At 62.0% G+C, this 16868-nt stretch carries 7 protein-coding genes and 1 pseudogene; 6 read left to right on the plus strand and 2 right to left on the minus strand.

Annotated features, from left to right (window positions below; all coding sequences use genetic code 11):
* Positions 1-278 precede the first annotated feature (278 nt).
* The 6 genes from NKJ81_RS13045 to NKJ81_RS13070 all read left to right on the plus strand — a co-directional run bounded on the left by NKJ81_RS13045 (position 279) and on the right by NKJ81_RS13070 (position 10478).
* Positions 279-3698: an adenylate/guanylate cyclase domain-containing protein gene (locus NKJ81_RS13045; RefSeq protein ID WP_352540677.1), complete on the plus strand. Its 3420-nt coding sequence runs from the start codon at positions 279-281 to the stop codon at positions 3696-3698.
* Between the two features lie 97 nt (positions 3699-3795).
* Positions 3796-5061 carry an ABC transporter substrate-binding protein gene (locus NKJ81_RS13050; RefSeq protein WP_502893831.1) on the plus strand — a complete coding sequence of 422 codons (1266 nt, stop codon included), beginning with the start codon at positions 3796-3798 and terminating at the stop codon, positions 5059-5061.
* A gap of 371 nt (positions 5062-5432) precedes the next feature.
* A complete protein-coding gene (locus NKJ81_RS13055; protein WP_352540679.1) occupies positions 5433-7019 on the plus strand; it encodes a serine hydrolase in 1587 nt (528 codons plus the stop codon).
* Between the two features lie 311 nt (positions 7020-7330).
* A complete protein-coding gene (locus NKJ81_RS13060) occupies positions 7331-8908 on the plus strand; it encodes an HD domain-containing phosphohydrolase (RefSeq protein WP_352540680.1) in 1578 nt (525 codons plus the stop codon).
* A gap of 90 nt (positions 8909-8998) precedes the next feature.
* Positions 8999-9271 carry a hypothetical protein gene (locus NKJ81_RS13065; protein ID WP_091581466.1) on the plus strand — a complete coding sequence of 91 codons (273 nt, stop codon included), beginning with the start codon at positions 8999-9001 and terminating at the stop codon, positions 9269-9271.
* A gap of 73 nt (positions 9272-9344) precedes the next feature.
* Positions 9345-10478 (plus strand): substrate-binding protein, encoded by a 1134-nt coding sequence (locus tag NKJ81_RS13070; protein ID WP_352540681.1) that lies wholly within the window; start codon positions 9345-9347, stop codon positions 10476-10478.
* A 674-nt stretch (positions 10479-11152) separates the two neighbouring features.
* Here the strand turns inward: NKJ81_RS13070 and NKJ81_RS13075 are convergent.
* Together NKJ81_RS13075 and NKJ81_RS13080 are read right to left on the minus strand one after the other, a co-directional pair.
* Positions 11153-15667 carry an nSTAND1 domain-containing NTPase gene (locus NKJ81_RS13075; protein ID WP_352540682.1) on the minus strand — a complete coding sequence of 1505 codons (4515 nt, stop codon included), beginning with the start codon at positions 15665-15667 and terminating at the stop codon, positions 11153-11155.
* A gap of 111 nt (positions 15668-15778) precedes the next feature.
* Positions 15779-16642 (minus strand): annotated as a pseudogene (locus NKJ81_RS13080) (IS110 family RNA-guided transposase); the annotation flags it as partial.
* Positions 16643-16868: the final 226 nt, after the last annotated feature.

Consider the following 16868-nt stretch of genomic DNA (forward strand, 5'->3'; position numbering starts at 1 on the left):
CACACCCCGAAACACAAATCCCCATAGCTCACCGCCTGCGGCCCGCGGGTTCCTGCATCAGAGACTTTCGTACGCCTGACGGCACCCGAAACCCTTCAGCAATATCCGACATTGAGGCCTCCTGGGTCGTTTCCCGAAAACAGACAGACAGCTCAGACGGCATGATGTCCGGGGACCCGTAACTGACATTCGCCTGGTTCCCGAGGGTGTGACGACTCCCCTTCCAATTTGGGATATGGTTCCACACAGCACCCTTAGTGCTTGGTTGGGAGAAGGACGTGGACATCGCGGCATGGCTGAGTAGCCTGGGACTGGAGCGATACGCTCCGGTCTTCCGCGACAATGACATTGAATCCGAGATGCTTCCTCAGCTAACGGCGGAGGATCTGATAGCACTCGGGATCACATCGGTCGGTCACCGGCGCCGGCTGCTTGCCGCTGTGGCTTCATTCGGAGACACATCCGGCCCGTTACTGATCAAAGCATCCTCGCGCGACCGCGGGAGTGCGCCGGCAAGGTCGCCCGAGCATGGTGACGCGCGGCCACCGCACGCCGAACGGCGCCAATTAACAGTCATGTTCGTGGACCTCGTCAGCTCGACCGAGTTGTCGCAGCGTCTCGACCCGGAGGACATGCGGGAGGTTATTCGCGCTTATCAGATCGCAGTGTCGGAAGAGATCTCCCGTTACGAAGGGCGAGTAGCCAAGCTCATGGGCGATGGGGTGCTGGCCTATTTCGGTTGGCCGCAGGCGCACGAGGACGATGCCGAACGAGCGGTTCGCTCGGGCATGGCCGCCGCCGCAGCAACGGCCCGACTTACAGCGCCGGGAGGCGAACCGCTGGCTGCCCGCATTGGCATCGCGACGGGACTGGTCGTTGTCGGCGATCTCGTTGGCGAAGGATCGGCAAAGGAGGAGGCCGTTGTGGGCGACACGCCTAACCTGGCTGCGAGGCTGCAAGCGCTCGCCGAGCCGGGCAGCGTTGTTGTAGCTGACGGCACGCAACGACTGGTGGCCGGTCTATTCGATATGGTCAATCTCGGTCGCGGGGAGCTAAAGGGCTTCGCAAAGCCGGTCCGCACCTGGCGCATTGTCGGCGAGACAGCGGCAGAGAGTCGTTTCGAGGCGAGGCAGAACATTGTGACGCCGATTGTTGGGCGGGACCAGGAACTCGAGTTTCTGGTTGACCAGTGGCACCGGGCCTGCGCCGGGGAAGGCCGAGTGGTGCTGCTGTCTGGAGAGCCGGGTATTGGCAAGTCCCGGATTATCGCGGCGATGGTCGATCGATTGAGCGCCGAGCCCCCTCCGCGGCTACGCTATTTTTGCTCGCCCTATCATATCAACAGCGCGCTCCATCCCGTGACCACGCAGGTCGAACGGGCGGCTGGACTGGATCGCAACGACACCACGGACACCAAGCTCGACAAGCTGGAGGCCCTGCTTCGCGGGATCGTTCCGGACGTGGCGGAAGCAATTCCGCTGTTGGCGACACTGCTGTCGATCGACACGACCGGTCGATACTCGTCGACCAGGCTGCCACCGCTAGCCCAAAAGGCCCGTACTTTGGCCGCCCTCGTCCAACAAATCGAGGCGCTGGCCGTGCGTGAGCCCACTATCGTCCTTGTCGAGGATGCGCACTGGATCGATCCGACGACCGGCGAGTGGCTGGATATGCTGATTGATCGCCTGCGGAACATGCGGGCACTCCTGATTGTAACCTTTCGACCTGAGTTTCAGCCGCGTTGGATTCAGTTATCGCATGTAACCGCGCTCTCGCTTGATCGCCTCGGACTCGGTCAAGGAGCAGCGATCATGGATCGCGTAGCGGGTGGAAAGACTATGCCGCCGGAGGTAGCCAGCGAGATTCTGGCCAAAACCGAAGGCGTTCCGTTGTTCGTTGAGGAGCTGACCAAGACCGTGCTCGACTCCGGTCTGCTTGTCGACGCGGGCGACCACTACGTGCTCTCAGGTCCTCTGCCTCCTCTTGCGATTCCGTCGACCCTTCAGGATTCTTTGATGTCTCGCCTGGACCGGCTGGGGGCGGTCAAAGAAGTCGCTCAAATCGGCGCCTGCATTGGCCGCGGCTTCCATCACCGGCTGCTGGCTGCCGTAACGGACCCCGCCGAAACCCGTCTGCAAGACGTCATGCCGCAGTTGGAAGAATCCGAGCTCGTTTTTCGGCGAGGCGTTCCTCCAGAGGCGACCTATACGTTCAAGCATGCGCTCGTACGGGATGCAGCCTATCAGAGCCTGCTGAAAAGCCGTCGGCAACAGATTCATGCCAAGATCGCCGCGACGCTGGAGGCGCAATTCCAGGAAGTTGTCGCGACAGAACCTGAAACGCTTGCGCATCACTATACCGTCGCCGGCGTGAATTATCAGGCTGCCGTTTATTGGCTCAAGGCAGGGCAGCTCGCGCTCAAGCGATCTGCCAATCTCGAGGCGGCCTCCCACCTCCGCAAGGGGCTCGAGCTGGTCGGATCATTGCCCGGATCTGAGGACCGCCTGCGACTGGAGCTTTCGCTTGAAAGCGCAACGGGAACGGCAATGATTGCAGCCAAGGGCTGGGGAGCACCAGAGGTCCTTCAGGCCTTTTCGAGCGCGCGGAGGCTTGCCGATACGCTACGCGACAAGCCGCAAATATTCGCTGCGATGCGCGGCGAGAGCTCCTACCAGACCATTTCAGGCAACCTGCGCGCTGCCGAGATGCTGGGCCACCAATGCCAATCGCTCGGATTGGAACTCGCGCAAGTGTCCGATGATTCGGGGTACATCCTCGAAGCACATCACCAACTCTGGGGAATCTACTATTACCTCGGTGACTACGACGCGAGCGAACGTCATGCAAGCCATGGCCTGGCCACTTATGATTACGAGCGACATCGTCACCTTGCCTGGGGCTACGCCGGACACGACCCCGGCGTATGCTGTAGGGCGTTTTCCGCACAGATGCTCTTCATGCGCGGCCATTCGGTCCAGGCGATCCTACGCTCACGCGATGCAATGGCGCTAGCCGAGCGAGACTCGCATCCGGTCACCACAGCACAAGCGCAGCTAAGTTTCTGCTTGGTCCACCTGATGCGGCGCGAGCCCGCCGAAGCCCTTCAATGGGCGAAGAAAGCTATCACTCTGTGTGATGAATTCGTCATGCCATTGCTGCTTGGCCAGGCTCGTGTGTATTTCGGCTGGGCGCTCGCCGGTCTGGGGCAGTTGGAGGAAGGCATTCGCCAAATGCGCCTGGGAATTGCGGGTATCGCCGCGACTGGCGCGGATATGGGCATGGCCTACTACCTTTGCATTCTTGCGCGTAACTGCGGCGAGCGCGGCGATGCAAGCGAAGGCCTTGCCCTCCTGGCGCAGGCCTTCGACACTCTGGGCAAATCGACCTCGAAGTATCAGCTACCAGAGTTATTGCGCACAAGGGGTGAGTTGGTTTCAGTGCTGGACCCAACCGATGAAGCCGCCGAAAGCTGGTTCCAGCAATCTCTCACGGCGGCCCGCGATCAAGGCGCGAAATCCTCTGAACTGAGTGCCGCGCTTCGGCTCACCCGCCTCTATGCCGGCCAAGGCCGCAATGACAAGGCGCGGCATATTCTTGCGCCAGTCCACGCCAGCTTCACCGAGGGGTTTGACACGCCTGATCTCGTAGAGTCCAAAGGCCTGCTCCGAATGCTTTCGCATTCGACGGAACGCGGGTGAAGCATTGCATCCGATACGCAAATTCCTAGTTGGACGACGTCGCCGTGGAAGGAGAAGCGATATGCAAACGTGGGCTGGTCTGTTGGTGGGCGCCGCCATGACATTTGCGAGTGGATCGGTTTCGGCAGAAGAGCTCACTATCTTTTGGGCGGAATGGGACCCGGCGAATTACCTTCAGGAACTCGTCAACGAGTATGAGAAGGAAACCGGCGTCAAGGTAACTATTGAAACGACGGCCTGGCCGGGATTCGAAACCAAGGCCTTTGCCGAGTTCAACGCCAGGGGCGACGCCTATGACATGGTCGTCGGCGACTCGCAGTGGCTCGGCGCCGGCTCGACCGGCGGCCACTATGTCGACCTCACCGACTTCTTCGCCAAGCACGATATAGCCAAACTGATGGCCCCCGCGACGGTGAAAGTCTACGCGGAATATCCCGGCAACAGCGGCAAGTATTGGGCGATCCCGCTCGAAGGCGACGCCATGGGCTGGTCCTACCGCAAAGACTGGTTCGAAGACCCGAAGGAAATGGAAGCGTTCAAGGCCAAGTACGGCTACGACCTCGGCGTGCCGAAGGATTTCAAGGCGCTGCGCGACATCGCCGAGTTCTTCTACCGTCCCGATCAGAAGAAATACGGCGTCGCCATCTACACCGACAATGTCCACGACGGGCTGGCAGGCGGCTTCGAAAGCTTGCTCTTCTCCTATGGCGGCGAGCTTGGCGACTATTCGACGTACAAGGTCGACGGCATCATCAACTCCGATAAGGCGATCGCCGCGCTCGAAGCCTACAAGGAACTCTACAAGTTCACGCCTCCGGGCTGGGCCAACGCCAATTTCATCGACGACAACCAGGCGATCACCGAAAACCTGGCCGCGATGAGCATGAACTTTTTCGCGTTCTTCCCATCACTGATCAACGAAGCGAGCAATCCCAACGCCAAGAACACCGGCTTTTTCGCCAACCCGGCAGGGCCGAACGGCGACCAGTTCGCCGCGCTTGGCGGGCAGGGCATCTCGATCGTCTCCTACTCAGCGAAGCAGGCAGAATCCCTGAAGTTCCTGGAATGGTTCATCAAGGATGAGACCCAGAAGAAATGGGCAGCGCTCGGCGGCTACACCTGCAGCGCAGCCGTACTGAAATCGGATGAGTTCCAGAACGCCACGCCCTACAACAAGGCCTTCCACGAGACCATGTTCAAGGTGAAGGATTTCTGGGCGGTTCCCGAGAATGCCGAACTGCTGCTACAATTCAACCAGCGCGTCTATCCTTATGTGACCGGTGAATCCGGCACGGCCAAGGAAACGCTTGACGCGCTGGCAGCCGACTGGAACGCGACGTTCAAGAAATACGGCCGCCAGTAGGCCGTCTGGCCTTGGAAGGAAGCGTCCGGGCCTCTCGGCCATCGGACCCCGTGCAGCAGGCCATAGGGCCTCGCGATGGGCCATATAATTGGCTTCGATGACTTTCTGGTTGGCCGCCCGCCCGTTGGCGAACAACTCCTGAGTAGACGCCATTTGCCGCCCGGGCTTGGAACTTGACGTTCTCCCGCGCAGTCCCATCCAATTGCCGCCCGCGTGTGTAACGCGGCTACTTCACCAGGTCCCGAAATCACATGCGCGCAGCCGCCGTCTCTGCCTGATCTTTGGAACATATCAGTAGAAAATAGCTGTAACCATCTTTCATCTTGCCGCGTATGATCCGATCATCTGCCGTGCAAGTTTGAGGACATGCAATGAAGAAGGCCGCTGCTCTCGTCGTGCTTTCCCTCGTAGCCATGCTGCCCGCCGTGGCAGCCGCGCAGTCTTACGTGCCGGAGCTTGGGCCATCGCCGCCGCAGGATGCTGTGCAGCTGTATCCCGGCGGTGTCGAGAAGGCGCTGGCCGCGCTGCCGGACATCGTCAAGAAAGTCAAGGAAGCATCCGACGTTCCCGGCTTCGCCGTGGCGGTGGTGCATGGCGGCAAAATGATCTTTGACGAGGGCTATGGCCTTCGCGACAATCGGGACGACACTTCTAAGGTCAGCAGCACCACCATTTTCCAGGTCGCCTCGGTGTCGAAATCGATCTCGGCCACGGTGGCCGCGATCGCCATGACGAAGGACCACAGCTTCGACTGGGATACCCCGGTCGGCAAGGTCTGGGACGGCTTTCGCCTCAATCTCGACTATGTCTCGGGCAACGCCACCATCGGCGATTTCTTCGCCCATCGCTCGGGCCTGCCGATGGCGGCGGGCGACGAACTCGAGGATCTCGGCTTCCAGCGCAAGCAGATCGTCGGGAGCCTGTGGATGGTGCCGCTCGACCCCTTCCGCATCTCCTATCACTACGCCAATTTCGGCACGACGATCGGCGCTGAGGCAGTGGCCCACGCCGAGAAACAGCCTTGGGAGCTGCTGGCCAAGAGCCTGTTGTTCGATCCGCTCGGCATGCGCTCGAGCAGCTATCGGCACGAGGACTTCATTGCCGCCGGCAAGAACCGCGCCCTGCTGCATGCGCGCGTGGCGGAGAATGTGTTCGAGCCGCTCTATGACCGCGACCCCGACCAGCAGGCGCCGGCGGGCGGCGTCTCCTCCAGCGCCCAGGATCTTGCCAAGTGGATGATCCTGCTGCTTGGCGACGGCACCTATGGCGGCCAGCCCATGATCGACCCGAAGATCCTGCAGCCCGCCATCACACCGCAGAGCGTGACCTACCGCGGCGAGACGCCCGATACGCGGGCCAGCTCCTATGGCTATGGCTTCAATGTGGGGGTGAACGCCAATGGGCGCACCACCATGGGCCATTCCGGCGCCTTCCTGCTCGGCGCCGGCACCACCTTCCAGATCTTGCCCTCGGCCGATGTCGGCATCGTCGTGCTCACCAACGGCTCCCCCGTCGGCGCCGCCGAGGCGGTCGCCGCCAGCTTCATGGACATCGTGCAATATGGCCAGGTCACCCGCGACTGGTATCCCTACATCAAGCCGCGGTTCATGGGCTACTACAAGCCGGTGGGCGACCTCGCCGGCAAGGTCAAGCCGACGAACCCCGCCAAGGCGCGCAGTCCATCCTTCTACGAGGGCCAGTATACGAGCAACTATTTCGACACCGCCACCGTGCGGGCCGATGGCGACAAGCTGATGCTCGAACTCGGCCCCAAGCCCATGCAGTTCATGCTCGAGCACTGGGACGGCGACACCTACGCCCTCATGCCCCGCGGAGAAAACGCGCCGACCGGCTCGCTGTCATCGGTGAAGTTCGTTGGTTCCCCCGGCGGCATTCGCGCGCGGGTGATGACGGTGGACTATCTCAATGAGAACGGGTTGGGGCATTTTCAGAGGTAGGGGTGGGGCGTCGGGTGCTCCATACACCCTATGCCGTCGAAAAGGCGAACCGGCCGTCTGCAAGGTGATGCCTGAGATGGCGGATTTGTGACGGTTCGCTTCCGGGCGTGGAAATCAGGAAGCCGGCATTTGCTCGGGAGCTTCCGACAAGCCATGTCGGCTTTGGCCAGCCGCTGATCCGAAGCAGACCGACGGCTCCCGGCCCCAAACGGAACATTCTATTTCTCGCCGGATAGCACAACCAGGGTTGGGATTTTTCCCTAGGCATTAACGGCTGGCGGGGCTAGCGTAGAGCGACTGGGAGGTGGGCGATGACAGACGTCTCGATCCGCCGGGCGGATTTCATGATGGTCCTCGCTTATGCTTCGGACCTTGCCACGGGCCATTCTCGCGACTTCGCACTGAAATCCTGCGTGCTTGCGATGCGGATTGCCGATCTTGCGGGCGTTTCCGAGCAGGATCGGCGCAATGCCTACCACCAGTCTATGCTCCGCTATGTCGGTTGCAACGCGGACACGGACCTCCTGTCGGCCACCTTCGGCGACGAAATTGCGCTCCGCCAGGATCTTGTCGGTCTCGATATGGGCAACCGGGCGGAGCTGGGCAGGGTCTTCGTCCAGGCTTTCAAGCGGCTCTACTACGATCTTGAGCCCGACGCGCAGGCCAAGGCGATCGAGGCTGGGCTATCGCAGGCGATCGCCGTGGCCCGCCCGGTCCTGACCGCGCATTGCGAGGTCGCGCAACGGATCGGCGAGCGGCTGGGCCTGTCGGAGGAGATGCGACGCAATCTTGGACAAATCTACGAACGCTGGGACGGCAAGGGCCTGCCGCGCGGGCTGAGCGGCGAGGATGTCCTGCCAGCCGTGCGCCTGATCACATTGGCACAGGATGCCATTGCGCTCTGCGATGCCGTCGGTATCGAAGGGATGGCCGAAACCATCGCCAGTCGCGGCGATGGCCCATATGAAGCGGAACTGGCCCGGCTCGTCTCGGCCAACGCGCCGACGCTGATGGAGGGCATCGGCGCGACAGTCGACCGCGCGACCATTTTGGCGCTTGAGCCCGATCCGCCGGTGACGCTGGATGAGGAGGCTTGCGATGAGGCGTTCCTCGCCATCGCCGACATGATCGACATGCGCATGCCGTTTACGCAGGGCCATTCGAGGATGGTGTCGGAACTGGCCACGGGTGCGGGGAAACGGATCGGGCTGCCCGACCCTGACGTCCGCGCGCTGCGCTGGTCGGGCTGCATCCATGACATAGGCGAACTCGTGGTGCCGGTGGCGACCTGGATGCGCAACGGTCCGCTGTCGGTGCGCGAGCGCGACGCGGCGCAGTTGCACGCCTATTATGGCGAGCGGGCGCTGGCCTCGTTCGGCCGCGAGGGCGAGGCGATGGCCGCCCTCGTGCTTCGCCATCACGAACGCCTGGACGGTTCGGGCTATCACCGTAAGGTCCACGGCTCCGACCTGTCCCCGGCGGCAAGAATCCTGGCCGCCGCCGAAGCCTTCCAGACGTCGCGAGAGGAACGTCCGCACCGCAAGGCGTTGTCCAGCGAGGCGGCGGCCACGCAGTTGCGCGCCGCCGTTCGCGAGGGCTGTATCTGCCCCGATGCCGCCGAGGCCGTGCTGTCCTTCGCCGGACAGCCGTCGCGCCGGGCGCCGCCCCGGCCGCTGGCCGGAATGACGCCGCGTGAGATCGAGGTGCTGCGCCTGATCGCCGCCGGCCTTACCGCGAAGGAAGCGGCGCGCAAGCTGGATATCTCGCCCAAGACGGCGGACCACCATATCCAGAGCGTCTATGCCAAGATCGGCGTGACCACCCGCGCCGCCGCGGCACTCTACGCGGTCGAGCATGGCCTTGTCCGGCCGGGCGAGACGCAGGCATAGGGAATACACCCCATGTGCGCCCGCTCCGGGGCGCGCATCGTGATCCTGTCGACGGACCGATGGTGGCCGCGACCGACAGGAGGAAATCAGATGCTTCTCGCAACGACCAAGGTGGCGGACGTCGACCGCTTCATCCGCATCTTTTCGACCAAGGGCGCCGACAAGCGCCGGCTGCACGGCTCGAACGGCGCAACCGTCTTCCGCGACCCCAGCGAGCCCGACCGCGTCTGGGCGATCTTCGACTGGGACGCCGAGGGCTGGAAGAATTTCGTGTCGGATCCGGAGGTGCCCGCGATCCTGCAGGAAGCCGGCCACGTCGGCAAGCCGCAGGCGGCACTGCTGCTCGGCCACTACGAGGCCTGAGATCCCGCACTGCGCGCCGCCTGCCGTCCGTCGGCGGCGCCCCCCGACGAACCCCCAGATTTGGAGAAATCAAATGGATCCGAAACCCATCAAGATCGGCCTTGTCGCCGAACTCACCGGCCCCTTGTCCTTCATGGGCATCGCCAACGCAAACCTCACCACCATGCTCGTCGACGACATCAATGCCAAAGGCGGTTTGCTCGGCCGGCCGCTGGAGCTTGTCATCGAGGATGGCGAGACCAACGACAGCGCCGCCAAGGCAAGGACTGCGAAACTGATAGACGTCGACAAGGTCGATCTGGTCGTCGGCGGCATCTACAGCTCGACCCGCCAGGCCATCAAGAGCGAAGCGGTCGCACGCGGCAGGACGCTCTACATCTACACCGAGCAGTACGAGGGACAGGAAAACGATCCCCTGATCTTCTGTACGGGTCCAGTGCCCGCGCAGCAGGTCGAGCCGCTGATCCCTTGGTTCATGAAGAGCACCGGGGCGAAGAAGTTCTACCTGCCTTCTGCCGACTACATCTGGCCCCATCTGCTGAACAAGGCCGCGAGCCGGGTGGTGCGCGCCAATGGCGGCGAGGTCGTCGGCGAGGAGTATTTCCCGCTCGATACAGTCGATTTCCGGCGGACGGTCGAGCAGATCATGGCGAGCGGCACCGACGTGGTTTTCAACACCCTCGTCCCGCCGGGCTTGACTCCGTTCCTCGAAGAACTGCACAAGGCCGGTTTCGGCAAGCGGGGCGGCAAGATCATCTGCACCTACTTCGACGAGAACTTCTTCAATCTCGTGCCGTCCGAGCAGATCGAGGGCCTCTACAGCTGCCTCGACTACTATCGGGAACTCGAGGATCCGTTTGGCCGCGCGCTCTTGCGTCGCTACCAGGACCGTTTCCCCGGCAGCGCCATGTTGACCGCGGGCAGCGGCTGCACCGGCCACTACCGGGCGATCAAGATGTGGGAAGCGGCTGTCAATGAGGCCGGCACGGTCGAGCGTGATACGGTCATCCGGGCGCTCGATCACTCGCGGATCAGCGAGGGACCAGGTGGCCCGGCCGAAATGGTCCCCGGCCAGCACCATGTTCGCATGAACATGTACATCGCGCAGGCGCAGGGCGGTCGATTCCGGGTCGTCAAGAACCTGGGTCCGATCGATCCCAACGAGCGCGCGCTTAGCGACGAACTCCAACTCAGCAAAGCGGGCTGAGCCGGCCGCGTCGATGACTGTTCTTCCAGGTGGCAGGGCGGCTAGCAAGTTGCCCTGCCACCCAACCGGGCGATAGTGCATTCCAGTCGCACATACAGAGCAACTGAAGATCATCAGGCGCTATCTCCGGCGCTGGCGCGTTGCGGTCCGCGATACGCGTCGATCCGCTTTCTAATCTCGCCATCCCGAAAACGGACAGTCCGCAAACGGCCCCATTTCAGTCGTCGCGATCGCAGGCAGGGGCGTGAAATCGGCGTCGCATTGTGGGGCAGGGAAGGGCGCATTTCTTTCCCCCCATAACGCCCTCGGAGGCCTCTGCCGCGGCCTCAGAGCTGACATCTCGCGCGATATCGCTGGCAATAATATTTTCTGGCGAACGACAGTGAACCAAATGGAGGACGGATGCCCAAGGTCAAAGGTCAGAACGCTCTCAACAAGGAGCGCGCCAAAACAGAGAAGCTACTCAAAACTCAAAAAGTGGAATACACGGCCTTGAAGGAGACCGGGGTGGAATCCAAGCGACCCGACCTCCCAAACCTAAAGATCGAAAAGCGAGGGAAGTAGCGCGGCCACTCGCGTACTGCTCCCCCCGCAAAACTATGGAAGCAGTGCGATTGCGGCGGCTACGGCGTAGCAGTCGAGATAGCGTCACCGGCCATGGACTTTGGGCGACATCAGCTTGGACAATCACCAAGGTCGCTTTCCACGGGAAGGAAGAAGCGACGCCGTTCGCACGCGGTCAGTTCGCGTGGAACAGTTTGCTTCGCGAAATCGATGAGATCTTCGGGTGTCTGAAAAACCCGTATGAGGCGAACGTCTTCATCATAGGGCACGATCACGACCCTCGTTCCATCTGAATTGAAGGCCGCGCGTATCGGTGCCGGCCGCTTGTGCTCATCCTTCGAACTGGCAAGCACTGCCATCTCGCGTCCTGTCCGCGCGTCCCAGAGCCGGGCCGTGCCGTCCTGAGTTGAGGCTGTCAGGACATAGTGCCCGTTAGGACTGAATTGCGCACTGGTCGCTGCGCCGGTGTGCCCCCTGAGAACGACCCTTTCCTTTCTGTCCAGGACGCTCCAGATTCGTGCGGTGCCGTCGCGTGAGGCAGTCAGAAGCGACTGACCATCCGAGCTGAACTCGACTTCGGTGAGCTCATCGCGGTGACCACTCAGGATGGCGAGGGTGCTCCCGTCCTTGACTGTCCAGATCCGCGCGCTGTGGTCGAGCGAGGCCGTGGCGACCAGTTGCCCGTCCGGACTGAACGTTGCCCCGGTTATTCGACCCTCATGCCCGACCAGTTTCTTCAGTTCGGTCCCGTCCGTTTTCAACAGATGCGCGGCGTTGTCGCTGGTCGCGGCGAGGACGAGATCGCCGTCCGGGTCGAAAACAACCTGCGCACTTGTTTGGATAGTGGAGACCTCGGCGCCAGTCGCCGCATTCCACAACCGCGCGGTGCCGTCGGTCGAACTCGCCTCCAGGAGGTCTCCTTTCGGACTGAACTGAATTTGAAACAGCCCGCCTGGAAATTTGAGCCGTGCGATCTCGCTCCTGCTCGCGACGTCCAAGATGAGGACTCGGCCCGCGAGGGATGCAGTTGCAATGCGACTTCCATCGGGGCTGAACATTGCGTTCTGGACGATTTCGTGCGTATCGAGGTCGGCCAGCTTGCGACCGGTTACCACATCCCAAAGGTGCACAGCGCTGTCCCCGCCTCCAGTCAGAAGATGCATATTGTCGGGACTGAACACCGCGAAGGTGGGACGATTTGCGTTGGACAGGGTAGTCGTCAGAATTCCGTCGACGTCCCAGAGGCGAGCGGTGCCATCATGTGAAGCCGTGAGAAGAATATTGCTACCGACTGGGTCGAACTCAAGGTGCTCGATCAAGGCACGATGGCCAGCGATGGTGGCGAACAGCGACGCTCGACCGACGTCCCAAATGCGTAACGGACCGTTTATGGAAGCGGTGGCCAGGAGGCGATCGTCGGGGCTGAAAGCGCTGTTCATTTCCTGATCACGGTCGTCCCCGGCGTCACTCTGTTTCAAGTTCGGGGACTCTTGGCCGAGCACGTCAATTAGCCCTCCAGAGTTTCCGTCCCAGAGACGCGCGCTACCATCGAGTGATACCGTTGCAATTCGGCGGCCGTCGTGACTGAACGTTGCGCCTTGTAATTGGGTGTCGCTCTTGTGGCCAAGGAGCCTTGCGATTTCGGTTCCGTTCGATGGGTCCCAAAGCGCGGGGACACTGTCAAATGAAACTGTGTACCACGTGCCTACCAACAGCCGACTTCCATCCGGGCTGAATGTGAGCTTGGATGCAAAGCTGCCAATAAAACATTGATGGATCAGCGCGCCATCTTTCGCATTCCAGATGAAAACGGTCTGTCCTTCTGAGGTCGCAAAGCTGCGACCATCCGGGCTGAAGCCAGCCAATCCGTCTCCACGGCTGTCTACGCTCAGGATCTTCGTTCCAGTTCGCGGGTCCCAAAGCGAAGCCTGATTGTTTCCGGCCGCGGTCAGCACGCGCTCGCCGCTAGGGCCAAAGGCTGCTGTAGGAAAGGAGCCGCCTACCGGCTGAAGAACAAAAAGCTGCGCTCCAGAGTCGGCATCCCAGATGCGCGCGGTCCCGTCCCTTGCCGCTGTAATGACCCGGCGTCCGTCCGGACTGAATCCGGCTCTCTCCACAGGTCCCTCGTGGCCCTTCAGGATTGCAATCTCTTTACCATTCGCGACATCCCAAATGCGCGCGGTCTTATCGTAGGATGCAGTGACGATGCGATCGCCGGTTCGATTGAAGGCTGCCTGCGTCACTCCGGCGTCGTGTTTGAACACCGCCGTTTGGCGGTGTGCCAACAGAGCGTTGAAAAGTGCGGCCTCTGCTTCAAAGAGATTTGGCCGCGCGGCTCCCGATCCGCTCTTCGGCAGCGCCTCCAGCGCCAACAGGATCGCGGCCTCCGTATCGCCGCTCGCCGCGATCTGCTGCGAAAGAAACGAAAGCGAAAGAGACTGATTGCGCAGCGCCTGATCGCGCGCCTCAAGGGCCCCCTTTTTGGCGGCCATCGCCAACTCGGCTTGCCGTGTTGCTGCCTGTTGTGCTCTGAACCCGAAGAACGCGCCTGCGCTGGCCATAAGGGCCAGCGCCGTGGCGACGATGGCCGCATAGCGCGTGCGTCGCGCGAGCCGGCTCGCAGCCGCGGCCGCAAGGCTGCGGCGCTCGGCCTCGCGCTCCAGGCGCTCGCGCTTTGCTGCTTCAGCCGCCTCGATGAGTGCCCGCTCTGCCTGCCTGTCCTTCTCGTCTCTATCCGCCTCAGCACGCGAAGACGTCTCAATGTAGTCGACGATCTGATCGTCGACTTCTACCCGTCTCGACTGCAGCAATTCCTCGCCCTCGGCGAGCCGCTTGCCGGACGGCAGGAGAAGCTCCCGGTTCCGGTTGTCGGCATGCCAGCGGTTGGCGTCAGCCGCGACCCGAGCGCGGGTCTCGAGGAAGCTCCGGTTCGCATTGACAATGTCGCTAGCGCGCGGCCAGCGGCTCAACAAAGCTTCGTGTGCCACGCGCACGTAGACGTGGCCTGCGGCATCCTCATCACTGACGAGAAGGCGAGCGGCGACCAAGGCCTCAACGAGAGCCAATCGTTGAGGCGTGCCCGTGACTTCCGCGCGCAAGGCCGGACGCGCCGCAACTGCCTCATCGCTTGGGCGCACCGTGGTGAGGGCACGCAATACGACTGGTAGCTCCTCCTGGATGTCCGGCGGGAGAGCGTCTACGACTTCGTCAGCGCGGCGCGCGATCGCCCCTTCCAAGCCGCCAAGTGCCTGATACGCAGCAAAGGTGAGGATCCGGCGCTCTCGCCCCGCATCGTACAGAGCGTCGAGCACAAATTCGAGAAGCGGCAAAGATCTAGGATCAGCAGCTGCTGCCTCCTGCAGGACATCATCCAGCCGGCCCCGTTCGGCTGTCTCCTCGTAGCGCAGCCTGGCGGTGCGTGCCGGCTCGCGGATGATCTGGGCGATCTCAGCGCCGGTCGGCGGCAGGAGTTCATAGCTGCCGAGGCCATCCTTGAGTGCCCAGAAACCGGGGACCTCGCCGCAACGATGAAAGAAATCCGATCGGATCGTCGCGATCACCCAGACCAGTCCGCTGCTGGCGAGTGCCGCGAGGAGCCGTACTAGCACTTCGCGCGATGCCGGCTCCGTCGTGAACAGCTCCTCCATCTGATCGATCGCCACTACCAATCGCACTTGTGAGGAGGCTGAACCTGCGGCGGCCGCCGCTTTGGCGTGAGCCTGGCGGACGAGCGCCAGAGCTCGATCAGGCGAACTCCGACAGAGTTGAGCCAGCGCTGCCGGTTCGCAAGCCAGCTCCGGCAGGGCGCCTTCGCGAAGCAGCCCAGCGGCCAGCGAGGCGACCGCATCAGGGGCGTCGGAAGGGCGGATTAGGCAGCGGCGCCAAAACTTGATGCCAGCCGCTGCACCGGTTCGAGTGATGGAAGGCAGCAGCCCTGCTCGAAGGAGAGAAGACTTGCCGGAACCGCTCATACCATAGATGAGCAGGAATGCCTTGCCGTTGGCGGCCTGCTGCTCCAGGCGTTCGATGCAGGCAGCAGTCGCCCGAGCTCGGCCAAAGAAGAGGTCGGCGTTTTCGAACTCGAAGGGGTTGAGACCTCGAAAAGGCGACGTGACCTGCTCCTCTGAAGCGAGAGGCACGCGGTACGCGTGCACAGGCCGGGCGATGTTCTTCAACCTTTGTTCGCCAAGATCGACGAATTCGAGCGAGAGCCGATCGCGGGCCTGCGTGTAGACCGCTTCCGAAATGCATATTCCACCTGGAGGTGACAGCGCCTCCAGACGGGCGGCGACGTTCACACCGTCGCCCATGAGATTGTCGCCCTCTACGACAACATCGCCGAGATTGATGCCGATGCGAAAGCGCAGGCGGCTCGACTCGGGCAGCTCAGCATTTTGTCTGCCGACTTGGAACTGGATTTCAGTGGCGCATCGAAGCGCCTCGACGGGGCTTGCGAACTCGGCGATGACGCTGTCCCCAGCGCTCCCGAACACCCGTCCCTGATGTTCCTCTATCAGTCGGTCAATGATCTGACGATGCGTCCGCAGGGTGGCAAGTGTCCCTTCCTCGTCTCTGCCAATCAGCCGGCTGTAGCCAACTGCGTCGGCAGCAAGGATGGTAGCCATTCTACGGTGAACGCGATCCAGGTCATACCTCCCGCCATCTCGGAGCATCCTAACGGAAATGGCGCCCTGTGGGGAGAGGCACCGAATTGGCCTCAAGCGAGCTCTGGCTTACCCAGCGTAGGCGGCAACCTGTCGTCGATTGTCAAACTTGCGCGACAATCCCTCAGACCACAGGACGGCCGCGAACTCCGGACCTATTCCCTTGAGGCTGAGCAGCAGGGCCGGTGTTGGCTCATCTGCCGCGAGCAAGGCGTCGCGTGCCTCTTCAACATCCTTGATCTGCTGGATCAGCAACTCGATGCGATCAAGCTCGCGGCTGATCTGCGCCATGAGCGCTGGCGGCAGTGGACGCCCATCTCCGGTAATGAGCGCGTCGAGGCATCTGCGTCGATCGCCTTTCAACGGTTCGTATCCGGACACACCTTGGCTGAACAAAAGGCCCTTTATCCTGTTGACGTGCCTGATCCGCTCGTTCGTCAGCGCCTTCCGCTCCCGCACCAACCGGCGACGGTCTTCCTCCTCCGGCGTTGGCACTCGCAACATCGCGCAAACCCGAGGCTCGCCGCGGTTGTAGGCCAACAACGCTCGAACCAGTGCTTCCCCATCAATCCTGTCGGTCTTGGCCCGCCGGCGGCGACGCGATGTGGCAATGGATGCCGGGTCCACGACATAACTCTCGATGCCTTCGCGTTCGAGGACCCGATGTATCCAGAATCGATCCAGACCAGCTTCCTGGATTGATATGACCCGGAAACGCCGCCCTGTCCGCACTTCCGCCTTTCGTTGCAGCTCTGCGAAATGATCGAGCAAACCCGGAATGTCGCCCCCCGGCACGAGGTGTCTCGACATTCTCTCGCCCCCACCTGGCGAAAGCGAAGTCACGAGCCATTTTGAACGAGACAGTTCTAACGAGACAAATATTGCGGCAAGATCGACGCGGATAGCGGCCGGGGCTTTGGTGGTGTTGGCTTGCATGCTGACCTCCAGGTGATGTTTGGCGACTTCACTCTGTCGCCTTCCATCCCCATAGGATCTTCAGCAATTGTCGGCCGTAGGGGCAAGCTTTGCCGTCGCCCGAAAGTCTGACGTCGGCGAATACGCTGTAGGTCGCGGTTGCACCATGAGCCGACATTCCGTCGAACATCACCTTTTCGGAATTCAAGGCGAACGCCCGTAGCCGATTTTGTAACGTACCTCATCG

This window comes from Mesorhizobium sp. M0018 (assembly GCF_040323955.1).
Taxonomy (GTDB): Bacteria; Pseudomonadota; Alphaproteobacteria; order Rhizobiales; family Rhizobiaceae; genus Mesorhizobium.

Excerpts from the sequence above, each read along its gene's own strand:
- NKJ81_RS13050 (WP_502893831.1), top strand. The coding sequence starts at position 3,796 with ATGACATTTGCGAGTGGATCGGTTTCGGCAGAAGAGCTCACTATCTTT.
- NKJ81_RS13055 (WP_352540679.1), top strand. The coding sequence starts at position 5,433 with ATGAAGAAGGCCGCTGCTCTCGTCGTGCTTTCCCTCGTAGCCATGCTG.
- NKJ81_RS13060 (WP_352540680.1), top strand. The coding sequence starts at position 7,331 with ATGACAGACGTCTCGATCCGCCGGGCGGATTTCATGATGGTCCTCGCT.
- NKJ81_RS13065 (WP_091581466.1), top strand. The coding sequence starts at position 8,999 with ATGCTTCTCGCAACGACCAAGGTGGCGGACGTCGACCGCTTCATCCGC.
- NKJ81_RS13070 (WP_352540681.1), top strand. The coding sequence starts at position 9,345 with ATGGATCCGAAACCCATCAAGATCGGCCTTGTCGCCGAACTCACCGGC.
- NKJ81_RS13075 (WP_352540682.1), bottom strand. The coding sequence starts at position 15,667 with ATGGCTACCATCCTTGCTGCCGACGCAGTTGGCTACAGCCGGCTGATT.